Origin of the sequence: Thauera linaloolentis 47Lol = DSM 12138, from assembly GCF_000310205.1 — a bacterium.
Lineage (GTDB): Bacteria > Pseudomonadota > Gammaproteobacteria > Burkholderiales > Rhodocyclaceae > Thauera > Thauera linaloolentis.
In genome coordinates this window covers 15,354-38,264 of sequence record NZ_AMXE01000032.1, presented here as the reverse complement: position 1 = coordinate 38,264, position 22,911 = coordinate 15,354, and the positions used below count along the sequence as shown (strand labels likewise).

Here is a 22,911-nt window from a genome sequence, read left to right as displayed (position 1 = left end):
ACCGCCGCCGTCGGCCTTGACGCGAACCTTCACGTTGTAGTCAACAACGCGTTTGACGGGTACGAGAATCTTCACTCTGCCGCGCTCCTTTTGTTGATCAAAGTCTCCTCCGGCGATTGCGACCGGAGTGGGTGATTATGTCACTGCTCCGTGTACATGACACGCGTACCGTACGGGACACCGGCCAGCGTGAAATGCCATCCCGACATACGGTAGCGTATGGAACAAGAATCGTCAATACTATTCCGTATGGAAAAAACATCTAAAAAACCACGGACCCAGCTCGACCGCCAAAGCTGGATCACTGCCGCTATCGAGGTCATGGCCGAGGAAGGCATCGCCGGTCTGCGCGTCGAAGTCCTCGCCAAGCGGCTCAAGGTCACGAAAGGCAGTTTCTACTGGCATTTCGACGATCGCCGCGACCTGCTGATGGCCATCCTGCAGCACTGGAAGGAAGGCCGGCTCTGCGACATCATCAAGCAGACCCGCGCCCAGCCGGGGAAGGAGCTGGCCCAGATCTACCACGTCATCGACGTGTATAGCGCCAGCCGCAGCCGCCGCGGCATGATGATCGAACTTGCGGTACGGGACTGGGCTCGCCGTGATGCCGAGGCCGCCGCGATCGTCGCCGAAGTGGATGACGTCCGTCTGCGCTGCGCGCGTGATCTCTTCCTGGCCTGTGGCGTGCCGATGGAAGAGGCATCGAGCCGCTGCATGCTGCTCTATGCCTACGTGTTCGGTGTTTCTCTGATGATCTACGAAAAATTCGACAGTGACGTGGTGCGCCTCAAACGCGACATCGCCGACCTGATCGCGCGCTCGCAATCCGCTCGGCCGCCGGAAGCTGCGACCTGAGGCCCCGCCCGGTCAGGGCTTCCAGCGCAGGGCCTGCATCGCGTTGCGCCCGGTTGCCTCGATGGCCTCGCCCGCATCGATGCCGCGCAGCTCCGCAAGAATCCTCGCATAGCGCGGCAGGTTCGCCGGTTCGTTGCGCCCTCCCTGAGCCCATTCGGGCGGGATGTCCGGCGCGTCGGTTTCGAGCACGATCGAATCCAGTGGCAGCGTGGCGGCGAGCCCGCGGATGCGCGTCGAACCGCTGAAGCTCATCGTCCCACCGAAGCCGAGCTTGAAACCCATCCCGATGAAGGCATCGGCCTGCTGCCGGCTGCCATTGAACGCATGGGCGATGCCGCCCGGCACGCCGATGCGCCGCAGTTGCTTCAGAATCGGATCGACCGCGCGGCGCACATGCAGGATGACCGGGAGCGCATGGCGCCGTGCGAGCGCGAGCTGCGCGACGAAGAACTCGAGCTGGCGCTGGCGATCGATACCTTCGACGAAATGATCGAGGCCGATCTCGCCGACGGCGACCGCCCAGCCCTCGCCCAGGCGCTGGTCGAGCACGTCGACATCCTCGATGTGCGAGGACATCACGTAGAGCGGATGGATGCCGAGCGCACAACACATGCCGGCATTCGATTCGGCCAGTTGCCGGACCCCATCGAAGTTGCCCCGCCCGACCGCCGGCAGCACGAAGCCGGCGACGCCCGCGGCGCGGGCGGCTGCGATGACCTGCGGGCGGTCCGGATCGAACTCGGCCGCATCGAGATGGACATGGGTGTCGATCAGCATGCCGCAACCGCGGTCTTGCCCGGCCGCCGCGATGGAGTGCTCAGCGGCCCTTCCACACCGGCTTGCGCTTGGCGGCAAAGGCATCCATGCCCTCGGCCGCGTCTTCGCACATGGCGTTGCAAGCCATCGTCTCGGACGCCATCTGATAGGCGGCATCCAGCCCCATCTCGAGCTGCTTGTAGAACATCTGCTTGCCCATCCGGATCGCGACCGGTGACTTGGCGACGATCGAGGCCGCGAGGCCGGCGATTTCGTCGTCCAGCCGGTCGAGCGGCACCACGCGGTTCACCAGCCCCCGCCGCTGTGCCTCGTGCGCATCGATGAAATCCCCGGTGACCAGCATCTCGAAGGCTTCCTTGCGTCCCATGTTACGCGACAGGCCCACGCTGGGCGTGGCGCAGAACAGGCCCACGTTGATGCCCGACACCGCGAAGCGCGCCACGTCCGCAGCCACGGCGAGATCGCACATCGACACCAACTGGCAGCCCGCTGCGGTGGCGATGCCGTGCACGCGGGCGATGACCGGCTGCGGCAGCTCGGTCAGCTTCATCATGAACTTTCCGCACAGGCGGAACAGCTTCTGCTGGAAATCCTTGCTGTAGTTGCCGCGCATTTCCTTCAGGTCATGCCCGGCGCAGAACGCCCTGCCCTCGCCCGCCAGCACGACCACGCGCACGCTGTCGTCGCGCGCGATGTCGTCCACCGCGGCGATCAGCGTCTCGAGCATGTCGAAGGAAAGCGAGTTGAACTGGTTCGGGCGATTCAGCGTCAGCGTGGCAATACCGCCATCGTCATGGCGCAGCAGCATGGGTTCGGCACTGGAAACAGGGACGGCGCTCATCGGGACTCCTCCGGCTGGTTGTCTTGTATTGGGTGAAAGCGAGTTAACGTTAACGTCAACCAGACTTCATGGTAGCGCTTCATTCGATGAAGGGCCACCCCCGTTCATTCCGATCAGCCGGCGGGCGTGGCGCGTGCCGAGGCCGGATCGTCAGGCGGCCGGACTGCGCACGCCCGGCGAGCGGATGTAAAGCCCGCGCCCGAGCGCCCCCCACTGCCGCTGCTCCTCGTTCAGCGCCGCGGCGGTGAGCGGTAGCTTCTGCAGCCAGCCCGGCGGCGTGTTCACGCTGAAGCCGCGCCCCTCGCGCCGCATCGTGATCGGCGGCGTGCCGCGCGCGTCGCGCGCGCGGTGGATGACCACGGCCAGCCTCAGACAGGCGATCAACAGCCAGTCCACATTGCCGGGATCGATCGCCGACACACGCTCGAGCTTGCCTCGGTGCGACAGCACCAGGCGCGACAGGCGTCCCTGGTCCATGCGCGAGAACCCCGGCATGTCGGCATTGGCGACGATGTAGGCGCTGTGCTTGTGATAGCTCGAATGGGCAACCGAAATGCCGATCTCGTGCAGCAGCGCGGCCCAGCACAGGAAGCGCCGATCGAGGTTCTCCGGATCGGCCATCCCGGGTTCGAGCTGGGCCAGCAGACTGCAGGCGGTATCCGCCACCTGCTGCGCCTGGCGCAGGTCGACGTTGTAGCGGCGCACGAAAGCATTGACCGTGGCGTCGCGCAGGTCGTGGTGATGGTAGCGTCCGAGCAGGTCATAGAGCACGCCCAGGCGCAGCGCGCCTTCGGAGAACACCATGCGCTCGATGTCGAATTCCTTGAAGATGGCGCTCATGATGGCGAAGCCGCCGAGGATGACCGGCAGGCGATCGCCCTTCAGCCCGGCAAGATCAAGCGCATCGATGCGGCCCGCGCGCAGCAGTTCGGCCTTGAAGCGTTCGAGCCCGTCGCGGGTGATCCCCGAACGCGAGAAGCCGTTCTGTTCGAGGATCTCGGTCAGCGCCTTGGCCGATCCGCTGGAGCCGACGGCTTCCTCCCAGCCCGCTTCGCGATAGGCGGCGACGATGCTCTGCAGTTCGCGCCGCGCGGCGAATTCGGCTTCCTTCATGCTGCGCTTGTCGATACGGCCATCCGGGAAGAAGCGCAGGCTGTAGCCGACACAGCCCATGTAGCGCGATTCGAGCAGCAAGGGCTCGAAGCTCTTGCCGATGACGAACTCGGTCGACCCCCCGCCGATATCGACCACCAGCTGCTGCTTGTGCGGATCGGGCAGGGTGTGCGCCACGCCGACATAGATGAGGCGGGCTTCTTCCCGGCCGGCGATGACCTCGATCGGGAAACCCAGCGCCGCCTCGGCGTGGATCAGGAACTGCGGAGCATTCTTGGCCACCCGCAGGGTATTGGTCGCCACCGCGCGCACCGCGCCGGCATCAAAATCGTGCAGACGTTCGCGAAAGCGCTGCAGGGCAACCACGCCGCGCTGCTGGGCGTCGAGATCGAGAATCTTGTCCGATGACAGGCCGGCCGCGAGGCGCACCGGTTCCTTCAGCCCATCGAGGGGGTAGATCTGGTCATTGACGATGCGGCCGACCTGCAGTCGAAAGCTGTTGGAACCAAGGTCGACCGCTGCAATGAGATTTCGCATCATTAGAATTTTGGCATGAATGGCACGGAGCCCGAGGCGCGGATTCTAGCACCCGGCCCCCGTTGCGTTGCAGCAGGATATATTGCGGCGAACAGACTTGCCGCGGCTTTGCCGCACCCGGCCCGCTGCTGGCCGCGGCTGTCATGATCCCGCAACGAATCTGTCACATAATCGGGGTTGCCCCTTCACCGCGAACCCGGATCGCCATGTACGCCCCGAAGAACGAACGCAGCTACCCCACCGACCATTTCATCAACCGCGAACTGTCCTTGCTGCAGTTCCAGCGCCGCGTGCTCGCGCAGGCCGCCGATCCGACCGTGCCGCTGCTCGAGCGCCTGCGCTTCATGTGCATCGTATCGAGCAACCTCGACGAGTTCTTCGAGATCCGCGTGTCCGGCATCAAGGAGCAGATCCGCATCGGCAGCCGCAAGGCCGGCAACGACGGCATTTCGCCGCGTGAGCTGCTGGAACGGGTCAGCGACGAGGTACACGACATCATCTCCGAGCAGTACAGCCTGCTCAACGACGACATCCTCCCCGCGCTCGAGAAGGAAGGCGTGGTTTTCCTGCGCCGCAGCGAATGGACGGAAACTCAGCTTCGGTGGATTCGCGACTATTTCATGCGCGAAGTGATGCCGGTGCTGACGCCGATCGGGCTCGACCCGGCCCACCCCTTCCCGCGCGTGCTCAACAAGAGCCTGAACTTCGCCGTCGAGCTCGAAGGGCGCGACGCCTTCGGCCGCGACTCGGGCGCCGCCATCGTCCAGGCGCCGCGCGCCCTGCCCCGCGTCATCCGCCTGCCGCGCGAAATCTGCGAGCAGGAATACACCTTCGTGTTCCTGTCCTCGGTGCTGCACTCGCATGTCGGGGAACTGTTCTCGGGCATGAACGTACTCGGCTGCTACCAGTTCCGGGTGACGCGCAACTCTGACCTGTTCGTCGATGAGGAAGAGGTCAAGGACCTGCGCACCTCGCTGAAGGGCGAACTGCAGCAGCGCCATTACGGCGACGCGGTGCGCCTGGAAGTGGCCGACAGTTGTTCGGAGGAAATGGCCGCCTTCCTGCTGCAGCACTTCCACCTCGAACAGGACGATCTGTACCGCACGCCGGGCATCGTCAATCTGGTGCGCCTGATGCAGGTTCCCGACTGGGTGGAACGGCCCGATCTCAAGTACACGCCTTTCGTGCCGGGCACGCCCAAGGCGTTCGACAAGCGGCGGCAGATCTTCGCCGCGCTGCGCAATACCGACGTATTGCTCCACCACCCGTTCCAGAGCTTCGTGCCGGTAATCGACCTGCTGCGCGCGGCAGCGGACGACCCCCAGGTGCTCGCGATCAAGATGACGGTGTATCGCACCGGCACCGACTCGGTGCTGATGGAGCATCTGGTGCGCGCCGCGCAGAAGGGCAAGGAAGTGACCGTGGTGCTGGAACTGATGGCCCGCTTCGACGAAGAGGCGAACATCACCTGGGCGAACCGGCTGGAAGAAGTCGGCGCGCATGTGGTGTATGGCGTGTTCGGCTACAAGACCCATGCCAAGCTGCTGATGGTGGTGCGGCGCGAGGAACACGGCCTGCGCCACTACGTACACCTGGGCACGGGCAACTACCACCCGCGCACCACCCGCTTCTACACCGACTTCGGCCTGCTCACCGCCAACGAGGAAATCGGCGAAGACGTCGCCACCGTGTTCAAGCAATTGACCGGGCTCGGCACCGCCAGCGAACTGCGCCACCTGTGGCAGGCGCCCTTCACGCTGCAGCCCAAGGTCGTCGAGGCGATCAAGCGCGAGGCGGAAATCGCCCGCGAGGGCCGCCGCGGCCGCATCATCGCCAAGATGAACGCACTGCTCGAGCCTGAAACCATCGAGGCGCTGTACGAAGCCTCGCAGGCCGGCGTCGAGATCGACCTCATCGTGCGCGGACCGTGCGCGCTCAGGCCGGGCGTTGCCGGCCTGTCGGACAACATCCGCGTGAGGTCGGTCATCGGCCGCTTCCTCGAGCACCACCGCATCTTCCACTTCCATGCCGACGGCGAAGACCTGATGTTCCTCTCCAGCGCCGACTGGATGGACCGCAATTTCTTCCGCCGCATCGAGATCGCCTTCCCTGTGCTCGACCCGCGCCTGAAGCGGCGCGTGATGAAGGAAGGCCTGCGCCCGTATCTCGGCGACAATTGCCAGGCGTGGGAAATGCTGTCCGACGGCCGCTACCGGCGCAGGAATCCGCGCGGCACGCGCCGTGCGGCACAGATGATCCTGCTCAAGGAACTGGCCGCCAGCAGTTGACCGGACGCGGGGAAAGACATCGGGGCCGTGTCACTGCGACACGGCCCCGATGCCATTGGGCGGACAGCCGCGGCCTTACTTGCGCTGCGCGTCGATCACGCCGGACACTTCACGGATCAGGGTGATGGCGCGCTGAACCTGCTTGATGCCATTGACCTCCATCGTGAAGCGCATGTAGGCCGTCCCCTTCTTGGTCAGCGTATTCACCGCGATCACGTTCAGCTTTTCGCGCGACAGCACTTCAGAAATGTCGCGCAGCAAGCCTTGCCGGTCCATCGCCTGAACGGTGATGTCGACCTGGTACAGCGCCGTCTTGCTGTCGGCGGCCTGCTCGCCCCATTCCGCCGAAATCACCCTTTCCGGGTGCTTGCTCGCCAGCAGTTGGAAGTCGTGGCAGTCGACACGATGGATGGATATGCCGCGTCCGCGCGTGACGAAACCTTCGATCGCGTCCGGCGGCGCGGGCTTGCAGCAGCGCGACAGCGAGGTCATCAGCTTGCCGACGCCGACGATGAGGATTTTGTCGGAATTGTCGCCCGAGCGGCTGCGGCCGACGACGAAATCCGGCTCGACCGGCGCTTCCGGCGCGGGAGCACTGCCTTCGCGCAGCGCCACCTGCACCGAGCGCGGCCCCACTTCGCCACGGCCGGCGGCCAGGAAGAGCGCCTCGGCGTTCTTGAAGCCGAGGCGCTCGGCAAGGCCGTCGAGGTTGGCCTGGCTGTGGCCGTCGCGCTGCATCTCCCGCGCGACGAAGCTGCGGCCGCGCGCGAGCAGATCTTCCTCGTCGAGCTGGGCGAAGTATTGCTTGATCTTGTTGCGCGCCCGCGAGGTATTGACGTAGTGCTGCCGCGCGTCGAGCCAGTCGCGCGAGGGGCCGCCCTCCTTCACCGTGGTGATCTCGACCGTCTGGCCGTTCTCCAGCGGCGTGTTCAGCGGCACCAGATGGCCATCGACCTTCGCGCCACGGCAGCGGTGGCCGAGGTCGGTGTGCAGGCGATAGGCGAAATCGATCGGTGTCCCGCCGCGCGGCAGATCCACGACCTTGCCCTGCGGGGTCAGCACGTACAGCGTGTCGTCGAGCGAGGCGCGCTTGAACTGTTCCAACCAGTGCGCGGAATCGGTGACCTCGTCGCGCCACGACAGCAGGTTGCGCAGCAGTGCGATCTTTTCGTCGTAGTCCGAGCCGGACTGCGAACCTTCCTTGTAGCGCCAGTGCGCCGCGACCCCGAGCTCGGCATGCTTGTGCATGTCGTAGGTGCGGATCTGCACTTCCAGCGCGCGGCCGTCGCCGGCCAGCACGGCGGTGTGCAGCGACTGGTAGTTGTTGCCCTTGGGCTTGGTGATGTAGTCGTCGAACTCCTTCGCGATCGGTTGCCAGATCTGGTGCACGAAGCCGAGCACCGTGTAGCAGTCCTTGACCTCGTCGACCAGCACGCGCAGGGCACGGATGTCGAACACTTGCGAGAAGTCGAGCCGCTTCTTGCGCATCTTGTTGTAGATGCTGTAGATATGCTTGGCCCGGCCGGTGATCTCGGCCTTGACGCCGACCGCCACCAACTCGGTCCGGAGGCGCTCGATCGCGTCCTGGATGAACTGCTCGCGTTCCACCCGGCGCTCGTCGAGCATCCTGGCGATGCGCTTGTAGGTGTCGGGCTCGATGAAACGGAAGGAAAGATCCTCCAGTTCCCACTTGAGCTGCCAGATGCCCAGCCGGTTGGCCAGCGGCGCGTAGATGTCCAGGCTTTCGCGCGCCACATCCACGCGCGCATCGCCCGGCAGATCGGTGTAGAAGCGCAGCGTCTGCGTGCGCGAAGCCAGCCGCACCAGCACGACGCGGATGTCCTCGACCATCGCCAGCAGCATCTTGCGCAGGACTTCGGTCTGGGCGCGGATCTCGGGCGCGGTGGCGGTCGCCGTCATGCGCGTCAGCACGCGCAGGCCGTTGAGCTTGTGCAGCCCGCGCACGAGGCAGCAGATGTCGGTATCGAAACGCGACTCGATCTCCTCGGCCGGGTCTTCGACTTCGTCCCACACCGCGAACAGCAAGGCGGCGATGCGCGTATCCGCGTCCAGCCTCAGCGAAGCCGCGATCAGCGCGGTGCCGATCGCGTGGGTCCAGGCGGATTCGCCGGTACCGAGCACCTTGCCTTCGTACAGTTCGGAAATCCATTCGAGGGCGGACTCGATCTTGCCGCGTTCTTCGGCCGTCAGGCCGGCGGCGAGCAGGTCGACCGGGGGGGCGGTATCGCCCTGGGAGATGGCATGGGTGACGGAAACCATGGCGCGAATTATCCCATACCGGACAGCGCCGCGAGCGTGTCATCCGACCGCGCAGGATGCATGCAAATGCAACAGCGACCCGGGCGGGGGCCACCCCAGGGTTCGCCCCGCGTTCCCGCTGTGCGATCATCCCCGCCCTGTAGCGCCGGCGAAAGACAGCATGCCGGCTCCGATGCACTCACCAGACCGAACCGACGATGCACCGCCTCGACGCCAACCCCTACCTCCTGCTCACCCTCACGGCCTTGTTCTGGTCGGGCAATATGGTGATGGGCCGCGGCATCCGCGCCGACGTACCACCGATCGCGCTCGCATTCTGGCGCTGGATGATCGCGCTCGCCCTGCTCGCCCCCCTTGCCCTGCCCCACCTGGGCAGCCAGTGGCGCAGGCTGCGCGCATCCTGGCCGACCATCATCGTGCTGGGCCTGCTCGGCGTCGGCGGCTACAACACCTTCGCCTACCTCGCCCTGCAGCACACCACCGCGACCAGCGCCACGCTGCTGAACTCCTTCATCCCCATCGCCACCATCGCCTTCGGCTTCCTGTTCTACGGCAAGCGCCTGAGCCGCGCCGAAGCGCTGGGCGTGGCGGTATCGCTGCTCGGCGTCGCCACGATCGTCAGCCGCGGCAGCCTGGACACCCTGCTCGGCCTGACGCTGAACACCGGCGACCTGTGGATGCTGGCCGCAGTGACCGTGTGGGGGCTGTATACCGTCGGCCTGCAGAAGCGGCCCGAAGGCATCGATCCGATGCTGATGCTGGCCGCGTTCACCGTGGTCGGCCTGCTCGCGCTGACGCCGGCCTACGCTTGGGAGCTGTCCACTGGGCGGCACATCAACCTCAACCTGGCCTCGGTGGGCGGCATCCTCTACACCGGCATCTTCCCGGGCTTCCTCGGCTACGTGTTCTACAACGCCGGCGTCGCGGCGGTGGGGCCCGCGCGCGGCTCGCTCTTCATCCACCTGATGCCGGTGTTCGCGACCATCCTGGCCGCGATCTTCCTTGACGAACGTCCTCAGTGGTACCACTTCGCCGGCATCGCGCTGGTGTTCGCCGGTATTTTCCTGACCACGCGCAGGCCGGCGGCCTGAATCGCATGTTCGAGCGTCTGCGCCGCTGGTTCGGGTTTTCCAGGTCCTCGCCCACGGTGCCCGCGCGCCAGTGGGCGCGGGTCGAGGCCGGCCTGCCCTTCCTCGACTACCTCGACCCCGGCGATCGCCCGCGCCTGCGCCGCATGGCGCTGGAATTCCTGTCCGGCAAACAGTTCCACGGCGCCAACGGACTCGAACTCGACGACGACATCCTGCTCGGCATCGCGCTGCAGGCCTGCCTGCCGGTCCTGAACATCGGCCTGCAGGCCTACCGAGGCTGGGTGGGCGTGATCGTGTATCCGGGAGATTTCATCATTCCCCGGCGCGAGTACGACGAAGCCGGCGTGGTGCACGAGTACGACGACGAAGTGCTGGGCGAGGCGTGGGAAGGCGGCCCGGTGCTGCTGTCCTGGTTCGGCGGCGCCGGACAGCCGGCAGGCGTCAACGTCGTGATCCACGAATTCGCCCACAAGCTCGACATGGAGAACGGTGGCGTGGACGGCCTGCCGCGGCTGCGGCCCGGCATGTCACGCCAGGCCTGGGCGGCGGATTTCACGCAGGCCTACGAGGATTTCTGCGAGGAAGTGGACAGCGGTGCCGAAACGGCCATCGACCCCTACGGCGCGGAGCATCCGGGCGAATTCTTCGCCGTCGTCTCGGAAGTATTCTTCGAAACGCCCCATGTACTGCAGCGCCGCTTTCCACGGGTCTACGCGCAGCTCGCACATTTCTACGGCGTCGATCCCGCCGTGCGGGAGGCGTCGTCCGGAGGTGCGGCATGAGCCCCCGCAAGCGCCTGCTGATCGTGTACCACACCCAATCGGGCAATACCGGCAGCCTGGCCGAGGCGGTCCTGCGCGGCGCTGCGCGCGTCGATGAAACCGACACCCGGCTGATGCGCGCCTTCGACGCGGGCACGGACGAGCTGCTGGCCTGCGACGGCCTGCTGCTCGGCACACCGGAAAACTTCGGCACCATGTCGGGCGCGCTGAAGGACTTCTTCGACCGCACCTATTACCCTTGTGAAGGCAGGCTCGTCGGCCTGCCCTACGCGATCTTCGTCAGCGCCGGCAACGACGGCACGGGCGCCGTGCGCGAGATCGGGCGCATCGCCAACGGCTATGGCTGGAAAAGCGTCGCCGAGGCGCTGATCGCACGCAAGGCAGTCACCACCGGACACCTGCGCGCCGCGGAGGAGCTCGGCGAAGCGATGGCCTCCGGGCTGGCGATGGGAATTTTTTGAGCGGGCATTCCGGTCGCCAGCCGGGGCACGGCCTGCAGCGACGCGGTTTTGCCGCGCAGAATCCGCTTACCGGAACTCATTTTCACAATACGGCAAAAAATGAGTTTGGCAGCCCCCGAACGAGTGGCTAAGCTTGAACGAGTGTCGTCCCGTGGACCCACTTTGGTGCATGGGCGGCACGTCATCCTTTTCATGCAACGGAGGTTGTCTCATGGCTATAACCTGGATTTTGGTTGCCAACGCCAGCCTGGCGAAGCTGTACGCGAATCTCGGCCCCAACAAGGGGCTCACGCTGGTCAAGGAACTGATCCACCCCGAAAGCAGGCAGAAGAACTCGCAACTCGTCACCGACCGTTCGGGTGCGATGGGCGCCAATGGCGGTGGCGGCGGGTCGATGCAGCCACAGACACTCCCGAAACAGCACGAAGCCAAGGTATTCGCGCAGGAAATCGCCCAGGCCCTGTACCAGGGGCGCGCGACGAACGCCTTCAGGCGCGCCATCCTGGTCGCCCCGCCGGCCTTCATGGGCATGCTCAATACCGTCATCGACGGCCCGACGGCGCAACTGATCAGCGACCGCTTCGAAAAGGACTACACCAAGACGGCCGAGCCGGAACTGAGCCAGCGGCTCGCCTCGGCGATCTATCTCTGATGCCGGTTCGACGGCGCTTTCGAAGGAGAAGCGATTTGAGCGGGTACGACATTCTTCACGATCCGTACTGAACGATCAGCACACATCCATCGATGTCTCCGTCCAGGAGATCTGACGGTGCGGCGGGCGCGATGCCCCCCACCGTGGAAGAACGCGGGGCCGGCGCCGAACAACGCCGGCCCCGCAGTCGTTTCGGCCCCGCGCGCGCCGAGGCTCAGGCTGGCGCCGCGCTTCGCCCGAGCAAGGCCACGACCTGCGTCGCGATCCCCTCCCCGCGCCCGGTGAAGCCGAGCTTTTCGGTGGTCTTGCCCTTGATGTTGATCGCTCCCGCATCCATCGCGAGATCGGCAGCGATATTGGCGACCATCGCCGGCGCGTGGGGCATGATCTTTGGCGCGGCGCAGATGATCGTGGCGTCGATATTCACCGCCTGCCAGCCCGCCGCGCGCACGCGCGCATAGGCTTCGCGTAGCAGCACGCGGCTGTCGGCGCCGGCATGCCGCGGATCGGTATCGGGAAACAGGCGGCCGATGTCGCCCAGGCCGGCGGCGCCCAGCAGGGCGTCGGTGACGGCGTGCAGCAGCACATCGGCGTCGGAATGGCCGAGCAGCCCGCGTGGAAAGGGAATCGTCACGCCGCCGATGATCAGCGGCCGGCCGGGCACGAAGGCATGGACGTCGAAACCCTGTCCGATTCGAAACGGAACGTTCATGGTCTTGCTCCCTCGCGGTTCTGGAGTATCCACTCGGCCAGGTGCAGGTCGAGCGGGTAAGTCACTTTCAGGTTGGTCGCATCGCCCTGCACCAGGCGCGGGCGCAGGCCGGCGGCCTCGATCGCGCTGGCCTCGTCGGTGACGTCGGTGGCGCCTTGGAGCGCGCGGCGCAGCATCACGTAGCGGAACATCTGCGGCGTCTGCGCCTGCCACAGGCTGTCGCGCGGCACGGTCCCGGCGACATGCCGTTGCGGGTCGGCGCGCTTGAGCGTGTCGGCCACCGGCACCGCCAGCAAGCCGCCCACCTCGTCATGCGCCAGTTCGCGCACCAGCTTGTCGATATGCCAGGGCGCGAGGCAGGGGCGCGCGGCGTCGTGCACCAGCACCCAGTCGGACTGCGCGGCCTCGCCCGAGATGGCCCGCAGGCCGCCGAGCACGCTGTCCGCGCGCGTCGCCCCACCGCAGAACAATGGCACGAGCTTGCCGCCCAGCGTCGACCAGTCGTGCCGGGACCACTCCGCATCATCGACCGACAGGACGACGAACACCTTGTCGATATCCGGCGAGGCGCACAGCACCGACAAGGCGTGATGGATCAGCGGGCGGCCGAGCAGGGGAAGATACTGCTTGGGGCGCACGGCGCCCATGCGCGAGCCGCTGCCCGCGGCCGGCACGATGGCGAAATGGCGGGGGTGGAAATTCTGCATGGCGCGCATTCTAACCGGGCTCTCCCGGCAGCACGCGCCGATGGCCGCAAAACCGCATGGCACGGGGCACAGGGTATGATGCGCTCCATACGCCCTGCACGAGCATCCGTCCTGCCATGCCTGCTTCCATGCCGCTCGACCCGGCCCAGATCGAGGCCTTCCTGATCGCGATCGGAATCGGTCTGCTGATCGGGCTGGAGCGCGAACGCGTGCCGTCGGCGCGCGCCGGCCTGCGCACCTTCGGCCTGGTGGGCATGTTCGGCGCCCTGGCGATGATGCTGGGGCAGAGCCTGCAGAGCATCGCTCCCTTCGTCGCCGGGCTCGTCATCGTCGGCCTGACGATCATCAGCGCCTATCTGCGCCACCCCGACGCGTCCGACCCCGGCACGACCTCGGTCGCCGCCCTGCTGCTGTGCTACTGCCTGGGTGCCGCGACCTGGCTGGGGCATGCGCAACTGGCCGTGATGCTCGCGGTCGGCACGACCGTGCTGCTGTACTTCAAGGCCCAGTTGCGCGGCATCGCGACGCGCCTGGAGCCGCGCGACTGGATCTCGATGCTGCAGTTCGGCGTGCTCTCGCTGGTGATCCTGCCCATCCTGCCGAACGAGGAGCTGGGCCCCTTCGGCGCGCTGAACCCTTATCAGATATGGTGGATGGTGGTGCTGATTTCCGGCGTCAGCCTGGCCGGCTACGCCGCCCTGCAGATCGCCGGCGCGCGCTATGGCGCGGTCTTCGTCGGCATCTTCGGCGGGCTGGCGTCGAGCACCGCGACGACCATGGTGTACGCGCGCCAGGCCCAGTCCTCCGACGGCCTGTCGGCAATGGCCGCGATGGTGATCGTGCTCGCCAACCTCGTCATGCTGGTACGCGTCACCGCCATCGTCTCCGTCCTTGCCCTGCCCGTCGTGAAGCCGCTGATGACCATCGTGGTGCCGGGCATGCTGCTGGGCGTGTTGGCGATCGCGTGGAACTGGCGGCGGCTCAACGAACGCGGCGAAGCCGTGCTGCCGCAGACCACGAACCCGACCGAGTTGAAGACGGCACTCGGATTCGGCCTGCTGTATGCGCTGGTGCTGGTGTCGGCGGCCTGGCTGTCGGATTATTTCGGCAATCGCGGCATGTACGTGCTCGCGCTGGTATCGGGTTTCACCGACGTCGATCCGATCATGCTCTCCAGCCTGCGCCTGTTCGCCATGGAAAAGCTCGGGCTGCAGGCCACGGTCACCTCGATCGGCATCGCCCTGCTCGCCAATCTGTTCTTCAAGTGCATGATGGCGCTCACCATTGGCGGACGCCCGGTGGCGACGAAGGTGCTCCCCGGCATGGGGGCGGTTGGATTCGGCCTGGCGGGCGGCATGACGTGGATGCTGCTCGGCCCCGGCCGCCCATAGCCGGGCACCGGGGGCAGGAGCAAGGTTTCGGAGATTCTTCAGATGGCGATTTCTTCTGTCCGCCCGGCGATGCTTGCCGGGCAGTACTACCCTGATGACGAACGCGTGCTGCGCATGCAGGTGGCCAAGCTGCTTGCCGCCGCCGTGCCGCTCGAACAGGTCGCGGCGCCGAAGGCGATCATCGTGCCGCATGCGGGCTATCTCGATTCCGGCGCCATCGCGGCCAACGCCTATCGCACGCTGGCCGGCATGCGCGAGCGGATTCGCCGCGTCGTCCTGCTGGGGCCGGCGCACCAGGCCGCATTGCACGGTTTCGCGGTGCCGGCGGCGCAGGCCTTCGCCACACCGCTGGGCGAAGTGCCGCTGAGCCGCTCGGACTGGCTGGCGCTGCAGGCGCGCGACGACGTCCACATCGACGACCGGCTGCACGCCATCGCGCACAGCCTCGAAGTCCAGTTGCCCTTCCTGCAGGCCATGTTCGACAGCTTCACCCTGGTGCCCGTCCTCGCCGGCGACACTTCCGGCGAAGCGGCGGCGGAGCTGCTCGACGTGCTGTGGGGCGGCCCGGAGACCTTGCTCGTGATCAGTTCCGACCTGTCGCACTACCTGCCCTACCTCCAGGCGCAATGGATCGACCGCTCGACCGTCGAGCAGATACTGGAGCTGCGCCCCGACATCAAGCACGACCAGGCCTGCGGCGCAGCGCTGATCAACGGGCTGCTGCTGGCCGCGCGCCGCCACCTGCTCCAGCCCCATCTGCTCGACCTGCGCAATTCCGGCGATACCGCGGGCGACCGCGACCGCGTCGTCGGCTACGCCAGCATCGCCTTCTGCGAATCGGAGCCCTCTCCCCATGTCCGGCACTGAACCCGGCCCGCTGCTGCTGCGCCTCGCGCGCGAAGCGATCGCCCATCACCTCGGGCTCGGCCCCGCGCCCGAAGCCGGGTCCCACCCCTGCCTCGCCGAACGCGGCGCCACCTTCGTCACGCTGACCGTGGATGGCCAGATGCGCGGCAGCATCGGCAGCGTGCGGCGCACTCGCCCGTTGGGCGCCGACGTGATCGCCAACGCGGTCGCCGCGGCAAGCCAGGACCCGCGCTTTCGCCCGCTGGATGGCAGCGAGTTCACTCGCCTGGAGATCGAGGTCTGCCTGCTGGACGAGCCCGAGTTCATCGACTTCAGCGACGAGGCCGATTTGCTGCGCCGCCTGCGGCCCCACGAGGATGGGGTGATCCTGTTCTCCGGCTGCCGCGGCACCACGCTGCTGCCCGGCATGTGGGCGCAACTGCCGCGGCCAGAGCTGTTTCTCGCCGCCCTCAAGGAAAAAGCCGGCATCCCCATCGAGCGCCCGGTGGACGGGCTGATGGCGGCACGCTATGGCGTCAGAACATGGCGCACGGACGGAACGTACGCATCGTGAAACTCCGGCACACCCCGCTCAGCATTCCGGCGCACGGCGTCTGGCTTGACGGCATGCTCGCCCATTCTCCAGAGGTCCGCGCGCTGGCGCTGTACGTCCATTCGTCCGGGCATCCGCCGCTCGATCAGGCGCCGAAGCCGCTCGAACTGGCCTTGCAGGCCGCCGGCTTCGCCACGATGACGGTCGACCTGCTGACCCGCCACGAGGCGCAGCACGACGCCGATGCGCCGTTCAACGTTCCGCGCCTCACCGAGCGCATCCTCGACACCCTCGACTGGGCGGCGCACCAGCCCTCGCTAGTCGGCCTTGCGCTCGGCGTGGTCGCGAGCGGCACCGGCTGCGCGGCGGCCATCCGCGCCGCCGTCAGAATGCCCGAGGCCTTCACCTCGATCGCCTGCCTCGGCGGGCGCCCGGATCTCGCCGGCGCCGAACCCCTGCGCGCCGTGCGCACGCCGACGCGCTTCGTCGTCGCGCCCGACGGCCCGGAAGCAGCCATTCTGGCCTCGGCCTATCCCTTGCTGAAAGGCGGGCACGACTGGCTGAAGCTGCCTCCCGCGAGAAGCGAGCACGACCAGGAAGCGCTTGCCGCGCAGGCGGCCTGCGCCTGGCTGGGCCGGCACATCCCGCGGACGGAAGAGCCGGACCCGCCGCCGCCCGGCCAAGCGCCCGCAACGCCTCTCCGCCCCTGAGCCACCGCCCGGCCGGCCCGACGGCGCACGTTCAGTCGCGGAAGACGACCCACTCGTCGACAGCCGCGCGCTCGGTCCGCAGCCTGTTCTCCGGCGCATCGGGGTCGGCATGCCCCAAGGACATTCCACAGACCAGCGTCTCGCTGTCGGGGATGCCGAGTTCCTCGTGAATGATGCGGTGGAACTGGATCGGCGCCACCTGCGGGCAGGTATCCAGGCCGCGCGCCTTCGCCGCCAGCATGACGTTCTGCAGCAGCATGCCGTAGTCGAGCCAGGAGCCCTGCTCCATGAGGCGGCTGACGCTGAAGATCATCCCCACCGGCGCATCGAAGAACTTGTAGTTGCGTGCGAATTGCTCGTGCATGCGCTGCGCGTCGCCCTTCTGGATACCCAGCAGGCCATAGAGCTGCTGGCCGACCCTGCGCCTGCGGTCGACATAGGGCGGCACCCACTCCCTGGGATAGTAGGCATAGGGTTCGGTATGGGTCGCGGCCTCGTCCGGATCGTCGAACGCGGCGAGCAGCCGCTCGGTGAGCCTGGCCTTGCTTGCACCGGTCACGACCCACGCTTTCCAGGGCTGGATGTTGGTCCCCGACGGTGCACGCGACGCGACCGCGAGAATGTCGGCGACGAGCGCGCGGGGCACCGGCTGCGGCAGGAAGGCGCGACACGAATAGCGCCCCTGGATGGCTTCGTCGACAACGGACTGAACGGATGCCGTCATGGCATGGACCTCATGGTGGATTGGGTGGAGCCGCCTGGCGTGGCGGCTTCAGGCGATGCCTTCGAGAAAACCGGACACCAGCCCGATCACGTCCTCTTCGCGCTCCCGGTGCGGTACGTGCCGCACTCCGGCCATGACCTCGACGCGTGCCGGACCGGCGGCGAGCCTGCCGATCAGTGCCGGATGGAGGGGGCTGCCGTATTCGTCCTCCGCGCCGTGGATGGCGAGGACGGGGCATGCCACCCGCGGCAGCACCGGCTCCAGCGACCAGGACGCGAACGCGGGGCTGAGCCAGGACCCGATCCACGCATCCAGCACCCAGGCGGCCTTGTCGCCGTGGTATTTGGCGAGCCGTTCGCGCTGCGCGCCTTCCTTGAACAGTTCACGCGCCTCTTCGATACCCTGAATGGTGCGTGCTTCGACGAAAGCCTGGGCCGACTCCGTGATGAGCGCGGCGCAGTCATCCGGAAAGCGTGCAGCGCAATTGACCGCCATGCCGCCGCCCACGCTGTGGCCGAAGAGGGCGAAGCGGCCGATGCCAAGCTGCCGGCGCACGGCGGCAAAGCCCGTATCCGCCTCGCGGGAGACGAAATCCGGCGCGAGCCTGCCCGGATGCGCATCGGAACGGCCGAAGCCGAGGCGGTCGTAGGCAACGACCTGCCGTCCGCTCCGGGAGCACAAGGCCGCGGGAAACCCCCGCCACAGCGCCACGCTGCCGAGCGAGTCGTGCAGCAGGATGATCGGGCTGCCGGCCGCTCCGGCCCGCGGCGCCCAGGTGCGCGCGTACAAGCGGCCGTCGGCGGTTTCGATCCAGTGCTCATGGGTATCGAGGTCGTGCATTCGAGTCATCCTCCAAGGGGCAGGAAGGGGTTCCTGGTGTCCGGCGCCCAGCTCCGGGGCCGCTGCGCCTGGCGGCCTCGCGGTCGGGCACCCACGGCATCATGTGCCGCTTTCTTTTCATCCGCCGGATGATGCTCTGAAGGTGACGTTTACGTCAACGTAATGCATCGATCCGAAAACGAGGCACAACTCACGGCAACGGTCCATCGGCCACTCTCTTATAATTGCGGCTTCCCACCGTGCAATACCCGTGCAATGCCCGATTCCCTCGATGCGCTGTTCTCCCCGCTGCTCCCCCGACTCGCCGCCCGCCCGCTGCCCAAGCCCGGCATGCGGCTCGAACTGCCGCCGTTCGCCGGCTCGGCCGACGCGCTCGCCGTCGCTGCGCTCGCCGCGCGCGCCGGACGCCTGCTCGTGATCACGGCCAACCCGCTCGACGCGCAACGTCTGCGGGAAGAAATCGCCTGGGCCGCGCCCGGCCTGCGGCTGCACCTGTTGCCCGACTGGGAAACCCTGCCCTACGACAATTTCTCGCCCCACCAGGACCTGATCTCCGAGCGGCTGTCGTCGCTGTACGCTATCTCGCGCGGCGAAACCGACGTGGTGCTGGTGCCCGCGTCCACCGCCCTGTACCGCATGGCGCCGCCCTCCTACCTGGCGGCCTACACCTTCTTCCTCAAGCAGGGCGAACGCCTGGACGTGGAGCAGCTCCGCGCGCAGATGACGCTGGCGGGCTACGCCCACGTCACGCAGGTCGTCAGCCCCGGCGAATTCTCGGTGCGCGGCGGGCTGGTGGACCTGTTCCCGATGGGCTCGCCGCTGCCCTTCCGCATCGACCTGTTCGACGACGAGGTCGAGAGCATCAAGACCTTCGACCCCGACACCCAGCGCACCGTCTATCCGACCGGCGAAATCCGCCTGCTGCCGGCACGCGAGTTTCCGCTCGACGACAAGGGGCGGACGCATTTCCGCAGCCGCTTCCGCGAAACCTTCGAGGGCGACCCGACGCGCGCGGCGATCTACAAGGACGTCTCCAACGGCATCGCCCCGGCCGGCATCGAATACTACCTGCCGCTGTTCTTCGACGAGACCGCCACCCTGCTCGACTACCTGCCCGCCGACACCACGGTGCTGCTGCACCGCGACGTGCCGACGGCCATCGCCGAATTCTGGCGCGACACCCGCTCGCGCCACGATCTGCTCAAGGGCGACCGCAGCCGCCCGGTGATGCAGCCCGAGCAGCTCTTCCTCAGCGACGAGGATTTCTTCTCCGCGCTCAAGGGGCGCCCTCGCCTGCTGCTCGACGCCCGCGCGGACGCCGCAGCGGAAGGCGCCATCGCCCTGCCCCTGCCCGACCTCGCGGTGGAACGCAAGGCCACCGACCCGCTGCACAAGCTCAAGGCCTTCCAGGCCGGCGACGGGTTCCGCGACGGCGGCCGTATCCTGCTGCTGGCGGACTCGCCGGGGCGGCGCGAAACCATGGCCGACTATCTCGCCGAATACGGCCTGAAGCCCGATGCGATGGGCGACTTCGCTGCCTTCGTCGACGGCGGCGCGTGCTTCGCCCTGGGCGTGTCGCCGCTCGCCAACGGCTTCATGCTGCCCGAGGCCGGGCTGGCCGTCGTCACCGAGGCCGAACTGTACGCCGCCACCGCCCGCACCCGCACACGACGCGACAGCCGCAAGGCGGCGACGATGGAAGGCTGGCTGCGCGACCTGTCCGAGCTCCGGGTCGGCGACCCGGTGGTGCACGTATCGCACGGCATCGGCCGCTACCTCGGCCTGATCCACATGAATCTCGGCGAGGGCGACACCGAGTTCCTGCACCTGGAATACAACGGCGGCGACAAGCTCTACGTCCCGGTGTCGCAGCTTCACGTCATCACCCGCTACGCCGGTGCAGACCCGGAAGCGGTCGACCTGCACCGCCTCGGCTCCGGGCAATGGGAGAAGGCCAAGAAAAAGGCCGCGATGCAGGTGCGCGACACCGCCGCCGAACTGCTGGCGCTGTACGCCCAGCGCGCCGCGCGCGCCGGCCATCGCTTCGACTTCCGCCAGCACGACCTCGAAGCCTTCGCCGAGGGCTTCGGCTTCGAGACCACGCTCGACCAGCAGACCGCCATCGACGCCGTGGTGGCCGACATGAAGTCCGGCCGGCCGATGGACCGCCTGGTGTGCGGCGACGTCGGCTTCGGCAAGACCGAAGTCGCGCTGCGCGCCGCCTTCATCGCGGTGCAGGACGGCAAGCAGGTGGCGGTGCTGTGCCCGACCACCCTGCTCGCCGAGCAGCACTACCAGACCTTCGCCGACCGCTTCGCCGACTGGCCGATCAAGATCGCCGAACTGTCGCGCTTCAAGTCCGCCAAGGAGCAGGCCGAGGCGCTCAAGCAGCTCGGCGAGGGCAAGGTCGACATCATCATCGGCACCCATCGCCTGCTGCAGAAGGACGTGGAGTTCAAGCGCCTGGGGCTGGTCATCATCGACGAGGAACACCGCTTCGGCGTGCGCCAGAAGGAAACGCTGAAGCAGCTACGCTCCGAAGTCGACATCCTGACCCTGACCGCCACGCCCATCCCGCGTACCTTGGGGTTGGCGATGGAAGGCCTGCGTGAATTCTCGGTCATCGCCACCGCGCCGCAAAAACGGCTGGCGATCAAGACCTTCGTCCAGCCCTCCAGCCGCGGCACGATCCGCGAGGCGGTGCTGCGCGAATTCAAGCGCGGCGGCCAGGTGTACTTCCTGCACAACGAGGTCGACACCATCGACAACATGCGCAACGACCTCGAAGAGCTGCTGCCCGAGGCGCGCATCGTCGTCGGCCACGGCCAGTTGCCGGAGCGCGAGCTGGAGCGCGTGATGCGCGATTTCACCCAGCAGCGCGCCAACCTGCTGCTGTGCACCACCATCATCGAGACCGGCATCAACATTCCCACCGCCAACACCATCATCATCAACCGCGCCGACCGCTTCGGCCTGGCGCAGCTGCACCAGCTGCGCGGCCGCGTCGGCCGCAGCCACCACCAGGCCTACGCCTACCTGCTGACCCAGCCCGGCGCCAAGCCTTCGGCCCAGGCGCAGAAGCGGCTGGAGGCGATCACGATGATGGAAGACCTCGGCTCGGGCTTCTATCTGGCGATGCACGACCTGGAAATCCGCGGCGCCGGCGAGGTGCTGGGCGAGAACCAGTCGGGCGAGATCCAGCAGGTCGGCTTCAGTCTGTACACCGAAATGCTCAAGCGCGCGGTCAAGGACCTGCAGGCCGGCAAGGAGCCGGACCTGAGCCAGCCGCTGGAAGTGGTGTCCGAGATCAACCTGCACACCCCGGCGCTGCTGCCCACCGACTACTGCCCCGACGTCCAGGAACGCCTGACGCTGTACAAGCGCCTGGCCAACTGCGACACCGACGACGACCTGCGGGTGCTGCAGGAAGAACTGATCGACCGCTTCGGCGAATTGCCGCCGCAGACCGCCGCGCTGCTCGAAACCCACCGCCTGCGCATGATCGTCAAGGACTACGGCGTGCAGAAGCTCGACGCCTCGGACGCGCAGATCAGCGTGCAGTTCGGCAAGGACGCGCCGATCGACCCGGTCAAGGTCATCTTCCTGATCCAGAAGGACCGCAGCACCAAGATGGCCGGCCCGGAAAAGCTCGTGCGCCGCGTCAGCCTGCCCAATCTGAAGGAACGCGCCAGGGCGGTGAAGGAACTGCTCGACGCGGTCAAAGCCTGACCGACGGGAGGCCCCATGCTCATCAACTGCACCGCCTACCAGCGCGGCCACAAGCTCGCCGACCTGCCGGTCGAGCGCATCGGCGACTACCTGCAGCAGCCCGACACCTTCGTCTGGATCGCGCTGGAGGACGCCACCGCCGAAGAACTCGCGCTCATGAGCGAAACCTTCGGCCTGCACGAACTCGCCATCGAGGACGCCCACCACGGCCACCAGCGCCCCAAGGTCGAGGAATACAACGACGGTGACGACGGCAGCACCAGCCTGTTCGCCGTCATGCACCTGATCGACGAGAACGAAGGCCGTCTTCAGGTCGGCGAAATCCATGTCTTCATCGGCACCGACTACATTCTGTCGGTGCGGAACAACAGCGCGCGCGATTTCCTCGGCGTGCGCGCACGCTGCGAGCGCGAACCGAAGAAGCTCGCCAAGGGGGGGCCGGGCTATGTGTTCTATGCGCTGATGGACGCGGTGGTGGACCGCTACTTCCCGCACATCGAACGGCTCGAGAGCGAGGTCGAGGCGCTGGAAGACCGCATCTTCACCAAGGGCGCGGCGCGCTCCAACATCCGCCGCCTGTACCGCCTCAAGCGCAAGGCCACGTTGCTCAAGCACGCGGTGACGCCGCTGATGGAAGCCGCGGGCAAACTCCACGGCGGCCGCGTGCCGGATGTCTGCACCAAGAGCCGGCACTACTTCCGCGACATCTACGACCACCTCACCCGCATCAATGCCTCGCTCGACGGCATCCGCGACACCATCAGCACCGCCATCCAGGTCAACCTATCGCTGGTCGCCATCGACCAGACCGAGGTCAGCAAGCGCCTCGCGGCCTGGGCCGGTATCTTCGCCGTCGCTACCGCGCTGGCCGGCATCTGGGGCATGAACTTCACGCACATGCCCGAGCTCGACTGGAAATACGGCTACCCAATGGCGCTGGCGACGATCGCGGCGCTGGGCGGTTTCCTGTACTGGCAGTTCAGGAAGGCGAAGTGGCTGTAGCCGCCCGCACGCATCGCGGC

General features: G+C 67.0%; 20 protein-coding genes and 1 pseudogene. 12 read left to right on the top strand and 9 right to left on the bottom strand.

Going from position 1 to position 22,911, the window contains the following annotated elements; genetic code table 11:
• A pseudogene (locus tag C666_RS20460) lies at positions 1-75 on the bottom strand (electron transfer flavoprotein subunit beta/FixA family protein); the annotation flags it as partial.
• A gap of 174 nt (positions 76-249) precedes the next feature.
• Between C666_RS20460 and C666_RS10140 the strand changes: the two are divergent.
• Positions 250-855 (top strand): TetR/AcrR family transcriptional regulator, encoded by a 606-nt coding sequence (locus tag C666_RS10140; RefSeq protein ID WP_028792441.1) that lies wholly within the window; start codon positions 250-252, stop codon positions 853-855.
• Between the two features lie 12 nt (positions 856-867).
• Here the strand turns inward: C666_RS10140 and C666_RS10135 are convergent, their stop codons facing one another.
• The 3 genes from C666_RS10135 to ppx all read right to left on the bottom strand — a co-directional run bounded on the left by C666_RS10135 (position 868) and on the right by ppx (position 4,126).
• The gene (locus C666_RS10135) at positions 868-1,632 is read right to left on the bottom strand and encodes a TatD family hydrolase (RefSeq protein WP_004337972.1); all 765 of its coding nucleotides are present in this window, start codon (positions 1,630-1,632) and stop codon (positions 868-870) included.
• 40 nt (positions 1,633-1,672) lie between these two features.
• Positions 1,673-2,473: an enoyl-CoA hydratase gene (locus C666_RS10130; RefSeq protein ID WP_004337971.1), complete on the bottom strand. Its 801-nt coding sequence runs from the start codon at positions 2,471-2,473 to the stop codon at positions 1,673-1,675.
• A 150-nt stretch (positions 2,474-2,623) separates the two neighbouring features.
• Positions 2,624-4,126 (bottom strand): exopolyphosphatase, encoded by a 1,503-nt coding sequence (ppx, locus tag C666_RS10125; protein WP_004337970.1) that lies wholly within the window; start codon positions 4,124-4,126, stop codon positions 2,624-2,626.
• A 203-nt stretch (positions 4,127-4,329) separates the two neighbouring features.
• Here ppx and ppk1 point away from each other — a divergent pair, with 203 nt between their 5' ends.
• Entirely contained in the window at positions 4,330-6,411 is a 2,082-nt protein-coding gene (ppk1, locus tag C666_RS10120; RefSeq protein WP_004337969.1) for a polyphosphate kinase 1, read from the top strand.
• A gap of 75 nt (positions 6,412-6,486) precedes the next feature.
• Here the strand turns inward: ppk1 and C666_RS10115 are convergent, their stop codons facing one another.
• Positions 6,487-8,691, bottom strand: coding sequence for a RelA/SpoT family protein (locus C666_RS10115; protein WP_004337968.1), 2,205 nt, complete (start codon positions 8,689-8,691; stop codon positions 6,487-6,489).
• Between the two features lie 197 nt (positions 8,692-8,888).
• On the opposite strand from C666_RS10115, the gene C666_RS10110 reads away from it, so the two are divergent.
• The 4 genes from C666_RS10110 (at position 8,889) to C666_RS10095 (ending at position 11,677) form a co-directional block, all read left to right on the top strand.
• Positions 8,889-9,782 carry a DMT family transporter gene (locus C666_RS10110; RefSeq protein ID WP_004337967.1) on the top strand — a complete coding sequence of 298 codons (894 nt, stop codon included), beginning with the start codon at positions 8,889-8,891 and terminating at the stop codon, positions 9,780-9,782.
• A gap of 5 nt (positions 9,783-9,787) precedes the next feature.
• Positions 9,788-10,564 carry a M90 family metallopeptidase gene (locus tag C666_RS10105; RefSeq protein ID WP_004337966.1) on the top strand — a complete coding sequence of 259 codons (777 nt, stop codon included), beginning with the start codon at positions 9,788-9,790 and terminating at the stop codon, positions 10,562-10,564.
• Entirely contained in the window at positions 10,561-11,025 is a 465-nt protein-coding gene (locus tag C666_RS10100; RefSeq protein WP_004337965.1) for a flavodoxin family protein, read from the top strand. The genes C666_RS10105 and C666_RS10100 overlap by 4 nt, the downstream gene beginning before the upstream one ends.
• Positions 11,026-11,236: 211 nt before the next feature.
• On the top strand, positions 11,237-11,677 hold the full coding sequence (locus C666_RS10095; protein WP_004337964.1) for a host attachment protein: 441 nt from the start codon (positions 11,237-11,239) through the stop codon (positions 11,675-11,677).
• Between the two features lie 214 nt (positions 11,678-11,891).
• On the opposite strand, the gene ispF is transcribed toward C666_RS10095, so the two are convergent.
• Both ispF and ispD read right to left on the bottom strand, forming a co-directional pair.
• The gene (ispF, locus tag C666_RS10090) at positions 11,892-12,389 is read right to left on the bottom strand and encodes a 2-C-methyl-D-erythritol 2,4-cyclodiphosphate synthase (protein ID WP_004337962.1); all 498 of its coding nucleotides are present in this window, start codon (positions 12,387-12,389) and stop codon (positions 11,892-11,894) included.
• Positions 12,386-13,096, bottom strand: coding sequence for a 2-C-methyl-D-erythritol 4-phosphate cytidylyltransferase (gene ispD / locus C666_RS10085; protein ID WP_028792440.1), 711 nt, complete (start codon positions 13,094-13,096; stop codon positions 12,386-12,388). The genes ispF and ispD overlap by 4 nt, the downstream gene beginning before the upstream one ends.
• 116 nt (positions 13,097-13,212) lie before the next feature.
• Between ispD and C666_RS10080 the strand changes: the two genes are divergently transcribed.
• The 4 genes from C666_RS10080 to C666_RS10065 are packed head-to-tail and all read left to right on the top strand — an operon-like array spanning position 13,213 to position 16,596.
• Positions 13,213-14,487: an MgtC/SapB family protein gene (locus C666_RS10080; protein WP_004337958.1), complete on the top strand. Its 1,275-nt coding sequence runs from the start codon at positions 13,213-13,215 to the stop codon at positions 14,485-14,487.
• Positions 14,488-14,529: 42 nt separating this feature from the next.
• Positions 14,530-15,354: an AmmeMemoRadiSam system protein B gene (gene amrB / locus C666_RS10075; protein ID WP_004337957.1), complete on the top strand. Its 825-nt coding sequence runs from the start codon at positions 14,530-14,532 to the stop codon at positions 15,352-15,354.
• Entirely contained in the window at positions 15,341-15,907 is a 567-nt protein-coding gene (amrA, locus tag C666_RS10070) for an AmmeMemoRadiSam system protein A (protein ID WP_004337956.1), read from the top strand. Before amrB ends, amrA begins: the two co-directional genes overlap by 14 nt.
• The gene (locus tag C666_RS10065; protein ID WP_004337954.1) at positions 15,904-16,596 is read left to right on the top strand and encodes a dienelactone hydrolase family protein; all 693 of its coding nucleotides are present in this window, start codon (positions 15,904-15,906) and stop codon (positions 16,594-16,596) included. The genes amrA and C666_RS10065 overlap by 4 nt, the downstream gene beginning before the upstream one ends.
• Before the next feature lie 31 nt (positions 16,597-16,627).
• Here C666_RS10065 and C666_RS10060 read toward each other — a convergent pair whose 3' ends face one another.
• Together C666_RS10060 and C666_RS10055 are read right to left on the bottom strand one after the other, a co-directional pair.
• Positions 16,628-17,320 (bottom strand): nitroreductase, encoded by a 693-nt coding sequence (locus tag C666_RS10060; protein ID WP_004337952.1) that lies wholly within the window; start codon positions 17,318-17,320, stop codon positions 16,628-16,630.
• A gap of 48 nt (positions 17,321-17,368) precedes the next feature.
• On the bottom strand, positions 17,369-18,160 hold the full coding sequence (locus C666_RS10055) for an alpha/beta fold hydrolase (RefSeq protein ID WP_004337946.1): 792 nt from the start codon (positions 18,158-18,160) through the stop codon (positions 17,369-17,371).
• A gap of 255 nt (positions 18,161-18,415) precedes the next feature.
• On the opposite strand from C666_RS10055, the gene mfd reads away from it, so the two are divergent.
• Entirely contained in the window at positions 18,416-21,889 is a 3,474-nt protein-coding gene (gene mfd, locus C666_RS10050) for a transcription-repair coupling factor (RefSeq protein ID WP_004337944.1), read from the top strand.
• Between the two features lie 15 nt (positions 21,890-21,904).
• Positions 21,905-22,891 (top strand): magnesium and cobalt transport protein CorA, encoded by a 987-nt coding sequence (locus C666_RS10045; protein WP_004337943.1) that lies wholly within the window; start codon positions 21,905-21,907, stop codon positions 22,889-22,891.
• The last annotated feature ends 20 nt before the right edge of the window (positions 22,892-22,911 follow it).